Source organism: Streptomyces viridifaciens, from assembly GCF_001888885.2.
Taxonomy (GTDB): domain Bacteria; phylum Actinomycetota; class Actinomycetes; order Streptomycetales; family Streptomycetaceae; genus Kitasatospora; species Kitasatospora aureofaciens.
This window is the reverse complement of the sequence record NZ_CP090841.1, coordinates 2426653-2444391: the sequence shown is the minus strand read 5'-3', so window position 1 is coordinate 2444391 and position 17739 is coordinate 2426653. Positions and strand designations below refer to the sequence as shown.

18 protein-coding genes are annotated in these 17739 nt (G+C 72.1%); 17 read left to right on the top strand and 1 reads right to left on the bottom strand.

Annotated features, from left to right (window positions below; genetic code table 11):
• The first annotated feature begins 49 nt into the window (after nt 1-49).
• Complete coding sequence (ftsH, locus tag BOQ63_RS17975) at nt 50-1972, top strand: ATP-dependent zinc metalloprotease FtsH (protein ID WP_030287987.1); 1923 nt, start codon at nt 50-52, stop codon at nt 1970-1972.
• 99 nt (nt 1973-2071) lie between these two features.
• On the opposite strand, the gene BOQ63_RS17970 is transcribed toward ftsH, so the two are convergent.
• The gene (locus BOQ63_RS17970; protein WP_037830700.1) at nt 2072-2776 is read right to left on the bottom strand and encodes a class I SAM-dependent methyltransferase; all 705 of its coding nucleotides are present in this window, start codon (nt 2774-2776) and stop codon (nt 2072-2074) included.
• A 366-nt stretch (nt 2777-3142) separates the two neighbouring features.
• On the opposite strand from BOQ63_RS17970, the gene proS reads away from it, so the two are divergent.
• The 16 genes from proS to dprA all read left to right on the top strand — a co-directional run bounded on the left by proS (nt 3143) and on the right by dprA (nt 17513).
• The gene (gene proS, locus BOQ63_RS17965; RefSeq protein ID WP_030287985.1) at nt 3143-4555 is read left to right on the top strand and encodes a proline--tRNA ligase; all 1413 of its coding nucleotides are present in this window, start codon (nt 3143-3145) and stop codon (nt 4553-4555) included.
• Nucleotides 4556-4955: 400 nt separating this feature from the next.
• Nucleotides 4956-5534: a hypothetical protein gene (locus BOQ63_RS17960; RefSeq protein WP_030287984.1), complete on the top strand. Its 579-nt coding sequence runs from the start codon at nt 4956-4958 to the stop codon at nt 5532-5534.
• Between the two features lie 466 nt (nt 5535-6000).
• A complete protein-coding gene (rpsP, locus tag BOQ63_RS17955; RefSeq protein ID WP_030287982.1) occupies nt 6001-6429 on the top strand; it encodes a 30S ribosomal protein S16 in 429 nt (142 codons plus the stop codon).
• Nucleotides 6430-6431: 2 nt separating this feature from the next.
• Nucleotides 6432-6671, top strand: coding sequence for an RNA-binding protein (locus BOQ63_RS17950; RefSeq protein ID WP_030056773.1), 240 nt, complete (start codon nt 6432-6434; stop codon nt 6669-6671).
• A gap of 179 nt (nt 6672-6850) precedes the next feature.
• The gene (gene rimM, locus BOQ63_RS17945) at nt 6851-7411 is read left to right on the top strand and encodes a ribosome maturation factor RimM (RefSeq protein ID WP_072654624.1); all 561 of its coding nucleotides are present in this window, start codon (nt 6851-6853) and stop codon (nt 7409-7411) included.
• 71 nt (nt 7412-7482) lie between these two features.
• Nucleotides 7483-8301: a tRNA (guanosine(37)-N1)-methyltransferase TrmD gene (gene trmD, locus BOQ63_RS17940; protein WP_030287976.1), complete on the top strand. Its 819-nt coding sequence runs from the start codon at nt 7483-7485 to the stop codon at nt 8299-8301.
• A 154-nt stretch (nt 8302-8455) separates the two neighbouring features.
• Entirely contained in the window at nt 8456-8806 is a 351-nt protein-coding gene (gene rplS / locus BOQ63_RS17935) for a 50S ribosomal protein L19 (RefSeq protein WP_030056776.1), read from the top strand.
• A 77-nt stretch (nt 8807-8883) separates the two neighbouring features.
• Nucleotides 8884-9783 carry a signal peptidase I gene (lepB, locus tag BOQ63_RS17930; RefSeq protein WP_043388843.1) on the top strand — a complete coding sequence of 300 codons (900 nt, stop codon included), beginning with the start codon at nt 8884-8886 and terminating at the stop codon, nt 9781-9783.
• Nucleotides 9784-10027: 244 nt separating this feature from the next.
• Nucleotides 10028-10780 (top strand): signal peptidase I, encoded by a 753-nt coding sequence (gene lepB, locus BOQ63_RS17925; protein WP_370863299.1) that lies wholly within the window; start codon nt 10028-10030, stop codon nt 10778-10780.
• A 242-nt stretch (nt 10781-11022) separates the two neighbouring features.
• Entirely contained in the window at nt 11023-12027 is a 1005-nt protein-coding gene (lepB, locus tag BOQ63_RS17920; RefSeq protein WP_072654623.1) for a signal peptidase I, read from the top strand.
• Between the two features lie 145 nt (nt 12028-12172).
• Complete coding sequence (gene lepB, locus BOQ63_RS17915; RefSeq protein WP_078938977.1) at nt 12173-12928, top strand: signal peptidase I; 756 nt, start codon at nt 12173-12175, stop codon at nt 12926-12928.
• A gap of 112 nt (nt 12929-13040) precedes the next feature.
• Nucleotides 13041-13514, top strand: coding sequence for an NUDIX hydrolase (locus tag BOQ63_RS17910; RefSeq protein WP_030287965.1), 474 nt, complete (start codon nt 13041-13043; stop codon nt 13512-13514).
• Nucleotides 13515-13568: 54 nt separating this feature from the next.
• A complete protein-coding gene (locus tag BOQ63_RS17905; RefSeq protein ID WP_030056781.1) occupies nt 13569-13895 on the top strand; it encodes a DUF2469 domain-containing protein in 327 nt (108 codons plus the stop codon).
• A 168-nt stretch (nt 13896-14063) separates the two neighbouring features.
• On the top strand, nt 14064-14567 hold the full coding sequence (locus BOQ63_RS17900; protein WP_370863300.1) for a YraN family protein: 504 nt from the start codon (nt 14064-14066) through the stop codon (nt 14565-14567).
• Nucleotide 14568: 1 nt separating this feature from the next.
• On the top strand, nt 14569-16278 hold the full coding sequence (locus BOQ63_RS17895; protein WP_078938976.1) for a YifB family Mg chelatase-like AAA ATPase: 1710 nt from the start codon (nt 14569-14571) through the stop codon (nt 16276-16278).
• Entirely contained in the window at nt 16275-17513 is a 1239-nt protein-coding gene (dprA, locus tag BOQ63_RS17890) for a DNA-processing protein DprA (protein WP_079183654.1), read from the top strand. The genes BOQ63_RS17895 and dprA overlap by 4 nt, the downstream gene beginning before the upstream one ends.
• Nucleotides 17514-17739: the final 226 nt, after the last annotated feature.

Genomic DNA, 17739 nt, shown 5'->3' with positions numbered 1-17739 from the left:
GCGGCGTTGCGGTTGGCCCGCCCGAGCGCCTGTCCGTATCGTCCGGTGGGTGACCGAACCCGTGCCGCCGCGCCAGACCCCCGACCAGCCCTGGCGGTCCGAGGGCGCCCCGCCCCCGCCGCCGCCCCGCCGCCGGATGCCCGGCGGCTGGACGGGCCTGGTCCTCACCGCACTCGTGGTGTTCCTGATCTCCGACCTGCTGCTGTCGTTCTTCGGCAACGAGGGCGCCACCACGATCTCCTACACCGAGTTCAACAACCAGCTGAACAAGGGCAACATCACCAAGATCTACTCCAAGGGCGACGCGATCGAGGGCACCCTCAAGAGCGCCCAGCCCAAACCCGACGGCGGCAAGGGCGACTACACGGAGTTCGACACCCAGCGCCCCTCCTTCGCGGGCGACAACCTCTGGACCACCCTGCAGCAGCAGGGCGTCGAGGTCACCGCCACCTCGCCGGTCCAGCAGCGCAGCTTCCTCACCAACCTGCTGCTCTCGCTCGCGCCGATGCTGCTGCTGGTCTTCGTCTGGGTGCTGCTCGCCCGCCGGATGTCCGGCGGCCTCGGCGCCGGACCGCTCGGCCGCAAGGCCCCGCCCAAGCCGGTCACCGCCGAGCAGGGCAAGCGCACCACCTTCGCCGACGTGGCCGGCATCGACGAGGTCGAGGCCGAACTCACCGAAGTGGTCGACTACTTGAAGAACCCCGAGCGGTACCGCAGGCTCGGCGCCAAGATGCCGCGCGGCGTGCTGCTCAGCGGCCCGCCCGGCACGGGCAAGACCCTGCTGGCCCGGGCCGTGGCCGGCGAGGCGGACGTGCCGTTCTTCTCCGCCTCCGCCTCCGAGTTCATCGAGATGATCGTCGGCGTCGGCGCCAGCCGGGTCCGCGAACTGTTCGCCGAGGCCCGCAAGGTCGCCCCGGCGATCATCTTCATCGACGAGATCGACACCATCGGCCGCCAGCGCGGCGCCGGCGGCGGCATGGGCGGGCACGACGAGCGCGAGCAGACGCTCAACCAGATCCTCACCGAGATGGACGGCTTCACCGGCTCCGAGGGCGTCATCGTGATCGCCGCCACCAACCGGGCCGACGTGCTCGACCCGGCGCTGCTGCGCCCCGGCCGCTTCGACCGCCGGATCACCGTCAGCCCGCCCGACCGGGAGGGCCGAGCGGCCATCCTGCGCATCCACACCCGGACCGTCCCGCTGGCCGGCGACACCGACCTGCAGCAGCTGGCCAAGATCACCCCGGGGATGACCGGCGCCGAACTCGCCAACCTGGTCAACGAGGCCGCCCTGCTGGCCGTCAAGCGGGAGCAGGACGCGGTCAGCGAGCGGGACCTCTCGGACGCCCTGGAGAAGGTCCAACTCGGCGCCGTACGGCCCCTGGTGATGCCGCAGGAGGAGCGCGAGCGGACGGCGTACCACGAGAGCGGGCACGCACTGCTGGGCATGCTCCAGCCGGGCGCGGACCCGGTCCGCAAGATCACCATCGTGCCGCGCGGCCGCGCCCTCGGCGTCACCCTCTCCACCCCGGAGAACGACCGCTACTCGTACACCGAGCCCTACCTGCGCGGCCGGATCATCGGCGCGCTGGGCGGGATGGCGGCCGAGCAGGTGGTGTACGGGGTGATCACCACCGGGGCGGAGAGCGACCTGGAGCAGGTCACCAGCATCGCCCGCGGGATGGCCGGACGCTGGGGGATGAGCGAGCGCGTCGGCCGACTCACCGCGGTGCCCTCGGACGCGCAGGGCGCGTACGGGCTCTCGGCGGCGCCGACCACGCTGGACGCGGTCGACGAGGAGGCCCGGCGGATCGTCGCCGAGTGCTACGAGGACGCGGTGCGGATCCTGACCGAGCAGCGGCCCCGGCTGGACGCGCTGGCGGCGGCGCTGCTGGAGGCGGAGACGCTGGACGAGGAGGCGGCCTACCGGGCGGCGGGGGTGCCGCGGGAGGCGACCGACCAGGAGGCGTGAGGCGTGCGTTCGGGGCCGGGGGCGCTCGCCGTGGTGGCGTGCGCCCCCGGTTTCGGGTTTCCGGCGCGGTGTCCTCGCGGCTCCGTGTCGTCGCCGTCCTCAGCGTGGTCGCTCGGCGACCAGATAGCGGAAGACGTTCTCCATCCGGACCGAGCCGTCCGGGCGCAGGTACGGCTGCAGCGCCTCCTCCAACTCCTTGGCCACCAGCGGGGCGCCGGAGAACTCCTCGGCCGGCTCGAACAGCCCGGTGGAGAGCAGGCCCCGCACCGCGCTGTCCAGGTCCGGGTAGGCGAACGGGCAGCTGACCCGGCCGCTGCCGGCCGGTCGCAGACCGACCGGGGCGAGCAGGTCCTCCAGCGCGCCCGGCACGCTCAGCTCGAACGGGTCGCGTGCGGTGGTCCGCCCCGCCATCCGACGGGCCGCGTCCAGCACCGGCGCGCTCTCGCAGCGCTCCTGCGGGCCCCAGGCGGCCAGCACCACGTGTCCGCCCGGGAGGGTGAGCCGGGCCGCCTCGGCGACCACCCGGCCCGGATCGGCGGCGCCGGGGAGCTGGTCGAAAACCGTCACCAGCGAATGGGCCGAGCGGGGGACGGCGGCGGCCGGCCGGGCCCCCGCGCACACCCGCAGCCGACGGTCCCGGGCCAGCTCGCGCAGCTCCTCCCGCGGCTCCTGCCCGGAGACCTGGGCGCCCCGCCCGGCGGCGAGCAGCAGGGCCAGTCCTGACCGGCAGCCCAGGCCCAGCACGCTGCTCGCCGGGCCGACCTCCAGGCGGTCGTACACCGCCTCGTAGAGCGGCACCAGCATGCGTTCCTGGATCTCCGCCCAGTCACGCGCCCGCGCGGGCCCGGCGGCCCCCTGCTGCGGGTGGTGCGGTCGTGCGCCGGTCGGTCGTGCGTCCGCTGGTCGTGCGGTCGTGCCGGTCGTCCGAGCTGAAGCCATCGCGGCCTCCCATCCGGTCCTTCGGTGTGCTGCTACGGCTCCCCCAAAGTCCCGCCCCACTCCAGCGAACAGCGGGTCGGGCCCGGCGTCCAGAGGGGTGCAGGGTGGTGCGCGCGTGTCGCGGTCGTGCGCCCCCTGCGGGCGGCGTTCCGCGGCCGCGGACGTGTCTCCCTCCGTGCGGGTGTGATGGCGATTCGAAGTGAGGGCGTCGCTCCCCGTACCATTCCGCCCATGGCTAAGGCACCCGTTCTCACCCCTCAGGCGGAAGACTTCCCGCGCTGGTACCAGGACCTCATCAACAAGGCCGAGCTTGCCGACAACGGTCCGGTCCGCGGCACCATGGTCATCCGACCGTACGGCTACGGCCTGTGGGAGCGGATGCAGCAGGAGATGGACGCGCGCATCAAGAAGGCGGGCGCGCAGAACGCCTACTTCCCGATGTTCATCCCGCAGTCCTACCTGACCAAGGAGGCCGAGCACGTCGAGGGCTTCGCCCCCGAACTCGCGGTGGTCACCCACGGTGGCGGCAAGCAGCTGGAGGAGCCGGTCGTCGTCCGGCCCACCTCCGAGACGATCATCAACGAGTACTTCTCGAAGTGGGTGCAGAGCCACCGCGACCTGCCGCTGCTGATCAACCAGTGGGCGAACGTGGTCCGTTGGGAGCTGCGCCCGCGCGTCTTCCTGCGCACCACCGAGTTCCTCTGGCAGGAGGGCCACACCGCCCACGCCACCTACGAGGACGCCCGCGACTACGCGTCGATGATCCACACCCAGGTCTACGGCGACTTCATGACCAACGTGCTCGGCATCGACGTCGTGCTCGGCCGCAAGACCGCCAAGGAGCGCTTCGCCGGCGCCATCAACACCCTCACCCTGGAGGGCATGATGGGCGACGGCAAGGCGCTGCAGATGGGCACCAGCCACGAGCTGGGCCAGAACTTCGCCAAGGCGTTCAACACCACCTACCAGCTGCAGGGCGCCGAGCGCGAGTACGTCTGGCAGACCTCCTGGGGCGTCTCGACCCGCATGGTCGGCGGCCTGATCATGTCCCACGGCGACGACAACGGCCTGCGGGTGCCCCCGCGCCTGGCCGCCGTCCAGGCCGTGGTGCTGGCCATCAAGGGCGACGACGCGGTCATCGCCAAGGTCCGCGAGATCGGTGCCCAGCTGGAGGCCGCCGGCATCCGCGTCGTGGTCGACGACCGCACCGACACCCCGTTCGGCCGACGCGCCGTCGACTGGGAGCTCAAGGGCGTTCCGCTGCGCATCGAGGTCGGCCCGCGCGACCTGGAGAACGGCACCGCGATGCTGGCCCGCCGCATCCCGGGCGGCAAGGAGCCGGTCTCCATCGACGCCCTGGCCGCGCTGCTGCCGGGCGTCCTGGAGGAGGACCAGGCGCTGCTGCTGCGCCAGTCCCGCGAGCGCCGCGAGGCCCGCACCGTCGATGTCAAGACCCTGGACGAGGCCGTCGAGGCCGCCGCGACCGGCTGGGGCCGGATCGCCTGGGCCGACCTCGGGGCAGAGGGCGAGGCCAAGCTGGCCGAGCAGGGCGTCACGGTGCGCTGCATCATCGCGGCCGACGGCTCGGTGCCGCAGGCGGACGACCAGGACGGCAATATCGCGATCGTCGCGCGTGCGTACTGATGTCTGACGCCGGCAGGTAATGACCGTTACCGGCGACATTTGCCCGGAATGCGGTTGGGTAAGAATCCGGTAACTCTGACGGGGGAGTCCGGGAAGCGGACATCCCTACTGGCCGGTCAACTGCCGATATTAACGGAATAGCGGTACGGTGTACGGCCCGTGGCCCTGTCAACTTCGGCGGGTCCTCGGGCCGTACGTCCAGGGGGCGACAGCCCGCCCCCGGGCGGAATTCACGAGGCCCGCCGACGTTAGGGCGGGCCGAAACCGGCAGGGGGTTGGTCTTGCGTCAGATCCGGAACGCGCAATTCGCGCACAGTCGCGCATTCCTGGGAGTTCCCTGGGAATTCTCGGAGAACGGGAACATGCGGAACATCGGCTCGCCCTGCATCGTTGGTCTAGCGTGAGCACGACACAGCCCCTCGTCCTCGCGGCCGAACTGGCCGCCGCCTGGAGTGACATCCAGGCCCACCACCAGGACCTCCCCGACCTCGCCTCGCCCGAGGCGCTGATCGGAGAGTCCTCTTCGGCCTGTGGCACGCGGCTCGGTTTCGAGCGGCTCCTCCACGAGGCTGCCCACGGTCTGGCCGCGGCCCGGGACATCCGGGACACCTCGCGGGCCGGCCGCTACCACAACCGGCGCTTCCTGATGCTCGCCTCCGAGCTGGGCCTGGCGCACCCGGTCGAGCCGCACGCCAGCAGCGGCTTCTCCCAGGTGACCATGCTCAAGGAGACGCAGGAGCGCTACGCCGAGACCATCGAGCGCCTGGACCGCGCCCTGGGCGCGCACCAGGAAGCGGTGGCCGGCGACGGCACCAACCGCGCCTTCCGCGGGCCGGCCGCCCGGCACGGCTCCTCCGGGGGCGGCGTACGGGTCAAGGCGGTCTGCGGCTGCGGACGCAACGTCCGGGTCGTGCCGTCGGTGCTCGCGCAGGCGTCCATCGTCTGCGGCGCTTGCCAGCAGCCGTTCAAGATCGCGTAATCCGGGGCCGGGACCGGTCGGCGACTGTGCGGGCAGTCGGCACGGCCGGGGTGGCCGGCGCCGGTGACGTTGGCGTCGGTGACGTTGGCGCCGGTGACCTGGACGGTGACATCGGTGACACGGGTGAGTCTGTGGGCTGACCGGGAGCGGGGGCTCCCGGTCGGGCCCTGAGCGGCCCCGTGGCCCCGTCGCCCGTTCGCGCTCCGCCTCGGGGCTTCCCCGCGCCCTGTCGTGGGGCGCCCCTGCATCGCCCTCGGGCTTCCGTATGCCCTGCTCCGGGCCTTCCTCCGTGACGGCCGGGTGAAGAGCGTCCGCGCCGGTATGGCAGAATGGACAGCTGAGTACTCGGCAGCCGGGCAGGACCCCTCTCTCCTACGGCTGGCGTGTCCCTTGAACGGCCTCCCCCGCAACCCCACGCGGACGGCGAGGCTGCTCACCCACGTCAACACCAGGAGAATCCACTCCCGTGGCAGTCAAGATCAAGCTGAAGCGTCTCGGCAAGATTCGCTCCCCGCACTACCGCATCGTCGTCGCCGACGCCCGCACCAAGCGTGACGGTCGCGCGATCGAGGAGATCGGCATCTACCAGCCGACCTACAACCCCTCGAAGATCGAGGTCGACAGCGACCGCGCCCAGTACTGGCTGTCCGTCGGCGCCCAGCCGACCGAGCCGGTGCTCGCCATCCTCAAGCTGACCGGCGACTGGCAGAAGTTCAAGGGCCTGCCGGCTCCGGAGCCGCTGAAGGTCGCCGAGCCCAAGGTCGAGGACTTCTCGCACCTGTTCGCGAAGGCCGTCGCCGGCTTCGAGGACGCCACCACCGGTGTCGCCATCACCCCGAAGGCCAAGAAGTCGGACAAGGCCGAGGCTGACGCCGACGCCGCCGCCGAGGCCTGATCGTGATCGAGGACGCCCTCGACCATCTGGTGAAGGGCATCGTCGAGCACCCCGACGAGGTGCAGGTGCGCTCGCGCAACCTGCGTCGGGGCAACACCATCGAGGTGCGGGTGCACCCCGATGACCTCGGCAAGGTGATCGGCCGGGGCGGCCGCACGGCGCGCGCACTGCGCACCGTGGTCGGCGCCCTCGGCGGTCGCAACGTCCGGGTCGACCTGGTCGACGTGGACAACATTCGCTGACGCAGCTGCTCGTTCAGCCGTCGGGCTTGAGGCCGACCGGGACGCATGTCGTCCCGGTCGGCCTTTTTTGCTGGCTGTCCCTGCTCGGCCCTCAGCGCGCACCCGTCTCAGCGCATATCCGTCTCAGCGCTTACCCGTCTCAGCCTTCTTCGCCCAGCAACTCCAGGAGAACGATCACCGTGCAGCTCGTCGTCGGCAGGATCGGCCGCGCCCACGGCATCAGGGGTGACGTCAGTGTCGAGGTCCGCACCGACGAGCCGGAACTCCGGCTCGGTCCCGGTGCTGTCCTGCTCACCGACCCCGCCTCGGCCGGACCGCTGACCGTCGAATCCGGCCGGGTGCACAGCGGCCGACTGCTGCTGCGCTTCGCCGGCGTCAAGGACCGCAACGCTGCGGAGGCGCTGCGGGGCACCCTGCTCATCTCCGAGGTCGACCCGGAGGAGCGTCCGGAGGACCCGGAGGAGTACTACGACCACCAGCTGATCGGCCTCGACGTGGTGCTGCTCGACGGCACCCCGGTCGGCGAGCTGACCGAGGTCGTCCACCTGCCGTACCAGGACCTGCTCACGGTGAGGAAGGCCGACGGGACGGAGGTGCTGGTGCCCTTCGTGACCCAGATCGTGCCGACCATCGACCTGGAGAACCAGCGGGCCGTGATCACCCCGCCGGCCGGGCTGATCGACCCCGACCAGGCCGAGGTCGTCGGCACCGGGTCGGAGGAGCCGGAGGAGTCGGAGTGACCGTCGGGCAGACTCCCGGAGAGGCCGCGCAGGAAGCTGGTCAGGACGCCGGCGCGGGTGTCCGGTCCGGGATGCGGATCGACGTCGTCTCGATCTTCCCGGAGTACCTGGAACCGCTGAACATCTCGCTGGTCGGCAAGGCCAGGGCCCGCGGCCAGCTGGACGTGCACCTCCACGACCTGCGCGAATGGACCCACGACGTGCACCGCACGGTGGACGACACCCCCTACGGCGGCGGCCCCGGCATGGTGATGAAGCCCGAGCCGTGGGGCGAGGCGCTGGACGCCGTCGTGGCCGGCGGACCCGCGGGCGAGGTGCCGACCCTGGTCGTCCCCACCCCGAGTGGGCGCCCGTTCACCCAGGAGCTCGCCCAGGAGCTGGCCGGCCGGCCCTGGCTGGCGTTCACCCCGGCGCGGTACGAGGGCATCGACCGCCGGGTGATCGAGGAGGCGGCCACCCGCATGCCGGTGGTCGAGGCCTCGATCGGCGACTACGTGCTGGCCGGCGGTGAGGTCGCGGTGCTGGTGATGGTCGAGGCGATCGCCAGGCTGCTGCCCGGCGTGCTCGGCAACGCCGAATCCCACCGGGACGACTCCTTCGCCCCCGGCGCGATGGCCGACCTGCTGGAGGGCCCGGTCTACACCAAGCCCGCCGAATGGCGCGGCCGGACCGTGCCGGACGTGCTGCTCAGCGGCAACCACGGCAAGATCGCCCGCTGGCGGCGGGAGCAGGCCTTCGCCCGCACCCTGACCAACCGGCCCGACCTGGTCGGGCGCTGGCAGTACGGCGCCTTCGACAAGAAGGACCGGGCGGCGCTCAGCGTCCTGGGCCTGGTCTGGGACGAGGAGCTCGGCCGATTTCGGTCCGCAGCCGGTGATGTGGAAGAATAGGCCGCTGCTGTCTGTCGCTGGTTCCCTTCCGTAGGGAGCACGTGGACCGGCGCCCCCGCCACGGGGGGATCGCCGCCAGCCGATGCGGCCCGCAGCAGACCCCATTGTGACGAACTTCCGTGGGCGGCCCGTGGCGCCTGCGATGGAGAGCAACATGAGCAACAAGCTCGCTGCTGTCGACGCGGCCTCGCTGCGTACCGACATCCCGGCCTTCCGCGCCGGTGACACCCTGAAGGTTCACGTCCGGGTCATCGAGGGCAACCGCTCCCGTGTCCAGGTCTTCCAGGGCGTCGTCATCCGCCGCCACGGCGCCGGCATCGGTGAGACCTTCACCGTTCGCAAGGTCAGCTTCAACGTCGGCGTGGAGCGCACCTTCCCGGTCCACACCCCGGTCGTCGAGAAGATCGAGGTCGTGACCCGCGGTGCGGTTCGCCGCGCCAAGCTGTACTACCTGCGTGACCTCCGCGGCAAGGCCGCGAAGATCAAGGAGAAGCGCGACCGCTGATCCACCGGCCCCCGGCCACGCCGGGGGATCGGAGCGCTCGGAAGGGCTGAGCAACCGCAAGGTAAGCTCAGCGCCCGATGAGCACGCACGAACCACCCGCGGACCGCGACGGCAGTCCCGCACCCACCGGTGCGGACTCGCTGTCGCGGTCCGCGGTCGTCTCCGGGCCGGAGCCGTCCCCGGAACGGCAGGCGGCGCCGGACGGCGGCCCGGTGCCCGAACAGTCCGAGGACCAGCCCGAGGCGGCGGAGAAGGACGGCGAGGACGGGGAGTCCGGCGGGGACGGGGAGTCCGAGCCCGGGCGTTCGCGGTCCCGGGACCTGCTGCTGTTGGTCGGGATCTGCCTGGCGGCCCTGCTCCTGGTGAACGCGTTCGTCGCCCGGCCGTTCACGGTGCCCTCCGGCTCGATGGAGGACACGCTGCAGCCTGGCGACCGGTTGATCGCCAACCAGCTCGCCTACGCCTTCGGCGGCCACCCCCGGCGCGGCGACATCGTGGTCTTCGACGGGGTGGGCTCCTTCCTCCCCGAACCGGCCGGTCAGCCGGGGTTCTGGGACAACGTGCGTTCGGTCGGCCGGGACCTCGGGCTGGTCCCGGCGGGGAACACGGTCTACGTCAAGCGAGTGATCGGCGTCGGCGGCGACCGGGTGAGGAGCACCGGCCCGGGCGCGCCGCTCACCGTCAACGGCGTACCGGTGGACGAGACCTCCTACCTGGCCCCGGGGGACCAGCCGTCCGACGTGGCCTTCGACGTCGTGGTGCCGCCTGGCGAGCTGTTCGTGCTGGGCGACCACCGGAGCGCCTCCCGGGACTCGCGCGACCACCTCGGGGAGCCCGGCGGTGGCTTCGTGCCCGCGGACAAGGTGATCGGGCGGGCGGACTGGGTGGTGTACCCGTTCTCGCGCCTGACCGGCCTGGACCGGCCCTCGGCTTTCACCGCGGTCACGGGGACGGGTGGTCATGGGGACCAGGGGTAGGGGTCGGGTCGCCGACCGCTCGGCCCCGAAGCCGGGCGAGGGCGAGGCGGACCGGGACGGGGGCGGTGCCGTGCGTTCCGTCCGTTCGGGCCGTTCCGCCCGTTCGGTAGGACTCGCGGATCCGGCCGAGCCGGCCGCGTCGGCCGCGCCGGTCCGCGGCCGGGCCGAGCGCCGTCGCAGTGCCCGACGCGCGGCCCGCCGGCGCAAGCGCTCGCTGCTGCGTGAGTTCCCGCTGATCGTCCTGGTGGCCCTGCTGGTGGCGCTGGTCTTGAAGACCTTCCTGATCCAGGTGTTCGTGATCCCCTCGGGCTCGATGGAGCAGACCATCCAGGTCGGGGACCGGGTGCTGGTGGACAAGTTGACCCCCTGGTTCGGCAGTGAGCCGCAGCGCGGCGACGTGGTGGTGTTCAAGGACCCGGGCGGCTGGCTGGAGAACGATCGCAAGCCGTCCCACGACGGTCCGGTACTGGGCGGCACCAAGCAGGTGCTGACCTTCGTCGGACTGCTGCCGTCCGACAACGAGCAGGACCTGATCAAGCGCGTGATCGGCGTCGGTGGGGACACCGTCGAGTGCTGCGACCCGCAGGGGCGGCTCACCGTCAACGGCCACGCGGTGGAGGAGCCCTACCTCGCGCCGGGCAACCCGCCCTCCCGGCAGCCGTTCAAGGTGACGGTGCCCAAGGGGCGCCTGTGGGTCATGGGGGACCACCGGGACGTCTCCGCCGACTCGCGCTTCCACATGGGCAATCCGGGGCAGGGCACCGTCCCGCTGAACGACGTGGTCGGTCGCGCGTTCGTGATCGCCTGGCCGCTGGGCCGCTTCCATCAACTCGATGAACCGAGTTCACTCTCCTCTCTCGCCGCGGCGTCTCAGCCCGGCGGAACTGCGCCGGAATCGATGGGCATTGGGCCGGTTCCAACAGAACCTCCGCTCGTTATGGGTGTATTGGGCATCCTTCCGCTTGTCTTTCGCCGGCCGGGGCGGCCTCCGAAGTGAGCCGCTCCGGCCGTTGGACGGCCGGACAGCGCGTGTGGAACTGCGAGCCGGATGCCCTGGAGTGATAGAGAAGTGCAGGTGCGGCCGGGAGTGGTCCCGGCCGTGCGCCGAGGCCGGGTTGGTGTCAGGGCAGTCCGCTGTGGGCAGCCCTGAGGCGTTCATGGTCGTGGCGAGCGTGGTGCCCGCTGTGCGGCACTCTGAGCGCGGGCGCGCGGGCGTCCGCACAGCAGGGAGGAGACGTTGTGGGGGATTTGGTGATCGGTGCCCGCTCAGGCGCCGGGGAACCCGAGGGCCCGGGCGGCCGGGTGAACCGGTCCGCCGAGTCCTCGGCACCGTCGACGGCGGGCGAGGACGCGGCCGCCCAGAACGCCGACGCGCACGGCACCGGGGCGGACGGCCCGCCGGAGCCACAGCGGTCGGAGAGCGAGCAGGTGAACGAGTCGGATTCGGAGGCTCCGGCCAAGCCGCGCAAGCAGCGCTCCTTCCTGAAGGAGCTGCCGATCCTGATCGGCATCGCGTTGATCCTCGCGCTGGTGATCAAGACCTTCTTCGTCCAGGCGTTCTCCATTCCGTCGGAGTCGATGCAGAACACGCTGCAGGTCGGCGACCGTGTCCTGGTGGACAAGCTGACCCCCTGGTTCGGATCCGAACCCGAGCGCGGGGACGTCGTGGTGTTCCACGACCCGGGTGGCTGGCTGAACGACGAGCCGACCCAGCAGAGCACCAACTCCTTCGTCCGCGGCGTGCAGGACGTGCTCAGCTTCGTCGGGTTGATGCCCTCCGCCAACGAGAAGGACCTGATCAAGCGGGTCATCGCGGTCGGCGGCGACACCGTCGAGTGCAAGGACGACGGGCCGGTCAAGGTCAATGGAGTCGCCCTCAACGAGCCGTACGTCTACCAGGGCAACACCCCCTGCGGCACGCAGCCCTTCGGCCCGGTGAAGGTGCCGAACGGCCGGATCTGGGTGATGGGCGACCACCGCGCCGACTCGCTGGACTCCCGCTTCCACATGGACCAGCCGGGCGGCGGGACGGTGCCGGTGGACAACGTGATCGGGCGGGCCTTCGTGGTGGCGTGGCCGGTGAGCCACTGGTCCACGCTCCCGGTGCCGGACACCTTCGACCAGACGGGCCTGTCGGCGGTCTTGCCGGCCGCGCCTCCGGTGGGCGGCGCGGTGGGTGCCGTCGCCCTGCTGCCGCTGGTGCGTCGGGTGCGGACCCGGAAGGAGCGCCGGAAGGAGTCCTGAGCTCCACCGAGTCGTCTCCGACTCTTGCGCGGGCCGTGGTACCGACGAGTAATCTGCTCGGACGTGCCACGGCCCGTCGGCGTTCGCGCCCGAGCCACCGGCGTGCCAGTGGTGTTCTCCGGTCGGCCAGAGGTGGACGGTGTCGATGAGCAGTGTCGTGGAACAGTCGGCCGACCACCCGGAGACGCCGGCCCGGTCCGGTCGCCGGGCCGCCGCGGTGCTGCAGGGCATCGCGCTCGCGCTGGGGCTGCTGATGATGATCGGCGGCTTCGTCCTCATCGCGGTCGACTACCGGCCGTACAAGATCCCCACCACCTCGATGCACCCGACGCTCCAGGCCGGCGACACCGTGCTCGCCCGCAAGACCGACGGCGGCACCATCGGCCGGGGCGACGTGGTGGTCTTCCGCGACCAGGCCTGGGGCGGGGAACTCATGGTCAAGCGGGTGGTCGCGGTCGGCGGCGACACCGTCGCCACCACCGCGGACGACCACCGGCTGACGGTCAACGGCAAGCCGGTGGACGAGCCGTACCTCGCGACCCAGGGCCGTCAGGGCGAGTCGTTCAGCGTGACGGTGCCGCAGGGGCGGCTGTTCCTGCTCGGCGACAACCGGGTCGGCTCGCTCGACTCCCGCACCCACCTGGAGGCCGACGGCGGGACCGTCCCGGCCACCGAGGTCGAGGCCAGGGTCGAGGCCACTCTGCTTCCGTTCGGCCGGACCGGCCTGCTGGACCGGACCACGGCCTTCGACGGCTTCGCGGGCCCGAAGGCCGCCGAGCCCGGGCCGCTGGAGCCGGCCGCCTACGCGAGCGTTGCGGGCGCGGCGCTGATCGTCGTGACCTCGGCGGTGGGCGGGGTGGCGGGCCTGGCACGCCGGATCCGCCGGGGGCGCAGCTCCTGACCGCGGCTGTTGCCGGCCGGGCCGCTGTGCCGAACATCGCCCCGGACGGACGCGCCGGGTGGCAGGATCGGTAGCGCCACCGATGCGAACGGAAGGAGCGTGGAGCGCTGCCATGACTGCACAGCGTCGCAGGGCCGCGCGGATCCTGCTGCTGGACGGGCTGGACCGCATCCTCCTCTTCCTGGGCGCCGATCCGGCGGTGCCCGGCGAGACGTGGTGGTTCACGCCCGGCGGCGGCTTGGAGCCGGGGGAGGACGTGCGCGAGGCGGCCGAGCGGGAGCTCGCGGAGGAGACCGGCTTGCGGGGTGTGGACCTGGGGCCCTTGGTGGCGTACGGCACGGTGTCGTTCTCCTTTCGGGGGCGGCGCTACGAGCAGGAGCAGTGGTTCCATCTGGCCCGGACCGCGGAGACGGGTCTGGACCACGCGGGCATGGGCGAGGACGAGCACGCCCAGCTGCTCGCGGCGCGCTGGTGGACGGTCGAGGAACTGCGGGGGACGGCCGAGACGGTCTACCCGGCCGGACTGGGGGACTTCCTGGGACGACTGCTGGCAGAGGGCCCGCCGGTCGATCCGGTACGGCTCTGAGCGTGGGTGCGGTGGTCCACAATGGGTGGACTGACAAGTTGAGGGGACGCCTGGATGAGTGCCGAAGATCTCGAGAAGTACGAGACCGAGATGGAGCTCAAGCTCTACCGGGAGTACCGGGACGTCGTCGGCCTGTTCAAGTACGTGATCGAGACCGAACGACGGTTCTACCTCACCAACGACTACGAGCTGCAGGTGCACTCGGTCCAGGGCGAGGTGTTCTTCGAGGTGTCGATGGCGGATGCGTGGGTCTGGGACATGTACCGGCCGGCCCGGTTCGTCCGCAAGGTCCGGGTGCTGACCTTCAAGGACGTGAACATCGAGGAACTCGCGAAGAGCGATCTGGAGCTGCCCTCGGACGAGTCCGGCTTCGGGAACTGACGTTGGACGACTCCGTCCCGCGTTGTCCAGCCGAATTTCGTCAGGCGGGGGCTTCTCACTCCTGCGGGTGACAAGAGTTATCCACAGGTCGGGGTTATCCACAGGGAAACGGAATTTCCCGGCCCCGGTGCGCACGGTGGTGCAGCCTCCTCGGCGGAGGTGGTCACCGTGCAGAACACCATCGTGCAGGACCAGGCCGTACCGAATGCGGCCGCAACCGGGGCGGACGGCGCAGCCGAGCCGGGCCGCAGCACCAGGATCGGGCTCGGCCGCTACGGGGAGCGGGTCGCCGCCCGTCACCTCGCGGAGTCCGGACTCCGCATCCTCGACCGCAACTGGCGCTGCGCCGAGGGCGAGCTGGACATCGTCGCCCTCGACGGCGACACCGTCGCCGTCTGCGAGGTGAAGACCCGCTCCGAGCGGGGCTTCCAACAACCCAGCGAGGCCATCGACCGGGCTAAGGCCGCCCGGCTGCAACGGCTCGCCGAGCGCTGGCTGGCCGAGCGCTGGCCCGGGCACTTCGCCCGCCTGGCCGGGCCCGGGTACGACCCCGGGCCGTCCGATCCGCAGTGGCCGCCCGCCCCACCGGGAGGGGTACGGATCGATCTGGTGGCCGTGGTCAACCGGGCGCGGGGTGCAGCCGTGGTCGACCACCTGCGGGGGGTGGTCTGAGATGGCCTTCGCCCGCACCTGTTCCGTCGCGCTGGTCGGGGTCGACGGGGTGATCGTCGAGGTCCAGGCCGATCTGGAGCCCGGGGTGGCCGCGTTCACCCTGGTCGGTCTGCCCGACAAGGCGCTCACCGAGGCCCGGGACCGGGTCCGCGCCGCGGTCTGCAACAGCGGCGAGGCCTGGCCGCAGCGCAAGCTGACCGTCGGCCTCAGCCCCGCCTCGGTGCCCAAGAGCGGCAGCGGCTTCGACCTCGCGGTGGCGTGTGCCGTGCTGGCCGCCGCCGAGCGGCTCGACCCCTCCTCCATCGCCGACCTGCTGCTCATCGGCGAGCTGGGGCTGGACGGCCGGGTGCGGCCGGTCCGCGGGGTGCTGCCGTCGGTGCTGGCCGCCGCCGACGCCGGGTACGAACGGGTCGTGGTCGCCGAGCAGACGGCGCCCGAGGCCTCGCTCGTTCCGGGGGTGACGGCGATCGGGGTGCGCAGCCTGCGCCAACTCGTCGCCGTGCTGACCGGGGCGGTGGAACCGGAAGAGCCGTCCGAGCGGATCGGCGGCCGGCCGGATCCGCTGATGGCCGGACTCATGCTCCCCAGCGCGGGGGTCCGGGGCCTGCCCGACGACCGGACGCTGCGGCTCGACATGGCCGACGTGGCCGGTCAGTACGAGGCCCGGCGAGCCCTGGAGATCGCCGCGGCCGGAGGGCACCACCTCTACCTCAAGGGGCCACCGGGGGCGGGCAAGACGATGCTGGCGGAGCGACTGCCCTCGCTGCTCCCGCCGCTGACCCAGAAGGAGGCGTTGGAGGTCACCGCCGTCCATTCGGTGGCGGGCCTGCTCCCGGTCGGACGCCCGCTGATCGACACCGCGCCCTACTGCGCCCCGCACCACTCCACCACGATGCCCGCGATCGTCGGTGGCGGCAGTGGCCTGCCGAGACCGGGGGCGGTGTCCCTCGCCCACCGGGGCGTGCTCTTCCTGGACGAGGCGCCCGAGTTCCCCGTGCGGGTGCTCGACGCGCTTCGCCAGCCGCTGGAGTCGGGCGAGGTGGTGATCGCCCGCTCGGCCGGATCGCTGCGGCTCCCGGCCCGGTTCCTCCTGTGCCTGGCCGCGAACCCCTGTCCGTGCGGCCGGTACTCGCGGCGGGGCGAGGGCTGTGAGTGCACCCCGGCCATGGTCAGCCGGTACCAGGGGCGGCTGTCCGGGCCGCTGCTGGACCGGGTCGACCTCCAGGTCCAGGTCGCCCCGGTGACCAGGATCGAGCTCATGGAGCGGGACGCCACGGCGGAGAGCACCGAGACCGTCGCGGCCCGGGTGCTGGCAGCCCGGGAGCGCGCGGCGGCCCGGCTGGAGCACACCCCCTGGCGGACCAACGCGGAGGTGCCCGGCCACGAACTGCGGACCCGCTGGCAGCTCGGCGCCGGCGCTCTCAACGACGCCGCGCGCCAGTTGGAGCGCGGCCTGCTGACCGCCCGCGGCCTGGACCGGGTGCTGAGGGTCGCCTGGACGGTTGCCGATCTGGCCGGCCGTGACCGGCCGGACCAACAGGACGTGCGCACCGCCCTCGTCCTGCGCACCGGAGTCGAGCAGGGGGTCCCGCTCTCCGGGCGCGTCCACGGGCGGCTCGGGAGCCTCCCGGCCCAGTGTCGGCGCGGCCCGGACGACGACTGGCCCGGAACGCGGACGGAACCCGCGGCGAACGACGAGGAGGCGGTATGAACCAGCTGTTGGGACACACAGCCCAGACGCCCCAGGCACCCCAAACACCTCAGGCATCCCGGGCATCTCAGGCGCCCCGCGCGGCCGCGGCGGGCCCGCCGTCGGCCCCGCAGGAATCGGAGCGCCTCGCCCGGGTCCTGCTCAACCGGCTCAGCGAACCGGGCGACGCGGTGGTCGGCCGCTGGCTCCGCGAACTCCCGGCGGTGGAGGTGGTCCGGGCGATCCGGGACGGAGATGTCCCCGACCACCCAGGGCTGGACTCCGCCCGGCTGGCCGCCTACCAGGCGCGGCTCCCCGGCCTGGCCCCGGCGGACGACCTGAAACGGGTACGGGACGCCGGTGGACGCTTCATCATTCCGGGGGACACCGAATGGCCCAGTCAACTGGACGACCTCGGCGACGGACGCCCGATTGGGCTCTGGACCACCGGCACCGGTTCGCTGCGGCTGCTCGCCCTCCGCTCGGTCGCGCTGGTGGGCTCGCGGGCCTGCACGGCCTACGGCGCCCACGTCGCGGGTGAGCTCTCGGCACAACTGGCCGAGCGCGGCTGGGTCGTGGTGTCCGGAGCCGCGTACGGGATCGACGCGGCGGCCCACCGCGGGGCGCTGGCAGTGGGTGGGATGACCGTCGCCGTGCTCGCCTGTGGGGTCGACGTCGCCTATCCGAAGGGGAACGCCGAACTGATCCGGCGGATCGGCGTCCAGGGGCTGTTGGTCAGCGAACTCCCGCCCGGGGAACACCCGAACCGCTTCCGCTTCGTGCTCCGCAACCGCGTCATCGCGGCGCTGACCCGGGGCACCGTGGTGGTCGAGGCAGCCCTGCGCAGCGGAGCCCTGAGTACGGCCAGACGGGCGCGTGACCTCAACCGTCACACCATGGGTGTGGCCGGCCCCGTCACCTCGGAGCTCTCCGCCGGGGTGCACGCCCTCATCCGCAGCGGCGGCGCCACGCTGGTCACCGACGCCACCGAGATCACCGACCTGGTCGGCGCGATCGGGGACGACCTGGCTCCGCAGCGCAGCGGCCCGGTGCTGCCGCGGGACCTGCTGGAGCCTGCGGTGGCCCGGGTGCTGGAGGCCGTCCCGGCCACGGCGGAGGGCGCTCCGGTCGAGCGACTGGCCCGCCAATCCGGACTTCCGCCGGACGAAGTCCTCCAGCGGCTCTACGAGTTGGTCTCACTCGGCTTCGTGGAGCGACACGGTGCGCACTGGCGCGTGGTACGGAGGAGGAGGTGATCGCCGAAAGGGCGAACATGGGTTCGCCCGGGGAAGGCGACCCGCGACGGTCCTGCTGACCCGCTGATCCGGTTCTCCCGCTCGTACGGCCGGATCCGGTGGGCGAAGGCCACCGGATCGAGGGACGACCGAGCGGTGGTAGCGCTTTGCAGTGAGTCGGTCACGCTACGCTCCACATGCCTTCCCTATCAGCACATGACTCGGCAGAACGGCGCAGACCAACGTA

Bases quoted from the DNA above. Each gene is read 5' to 3' on its own strand.
- BOQ63_RS17895 (WP_078938976.1), top strand. From the start codon at position 14,569: ATGGCCTTCGCCCGCACCTGTTCCGTCGCGCTGGTCGGGGTCGACGGG.
- lepB (WP_043388843.1), top strand. From the start codon at position 8,884: ATGAGCACGCACGAACCACCCGCGGACCGCGACGGCAGTCCCGCACCC.
- rplS (WP_030056776.1), top strand. From the start codon at position 8,456: ATGAGCAACAAGCTCGCTGCTGTCGACGCGGCCTCGCTGCGTACCGAC.
- trmD (WP_030287976.1), top strand. From the start codon at position 7,483: ATGCGGATCGACGTCGTCTCGATCTTCCCGGAGTACCTGGAACCGCTG.
- lepB (WP_078938977.1), top strand. From the start codon at position 12,173: ATGAGCAGTGTCGTGGAACAGTCGGCCGACCACCCGGAGACGCCGGCC.
- BOQ63_RS17910 (WP_030287965.1), top strand. From the start codon at position 13,041: ATGACTGCACAGCGTCGCAGGGCCGCGCGGATCCTGCTGCTGGACGGG.
- dprA (WP_079183654.1), top strand. From the start codon at position 16,275: ATGAACCAGCTGTTGGGACACACAGCCCAGACGCCCCAGGCACCCCAA.
- proS (WP_030287985.1), top strand. From the start codon at position 3,143: ATGGCTAAGGCACCCGTTCTCACCCCTCAGGCGGAAGACTTCCCGCGC.
- BOQ63_RS17905 (WP_030056781.1), top strand. From the start codon at position 13,569: ATGAGTGCCGAAGATCTCGAGAAGTACGAGACCGAGATGGAGCTCAAG.
- BOQ63_RS17970 (WP_037830700.1), bottom strand. From the start codon at position 2,776: ATGCTGGTGCCGCTCTACGAGGCGGTGTACGACCGCCTGGAGGTCGGC.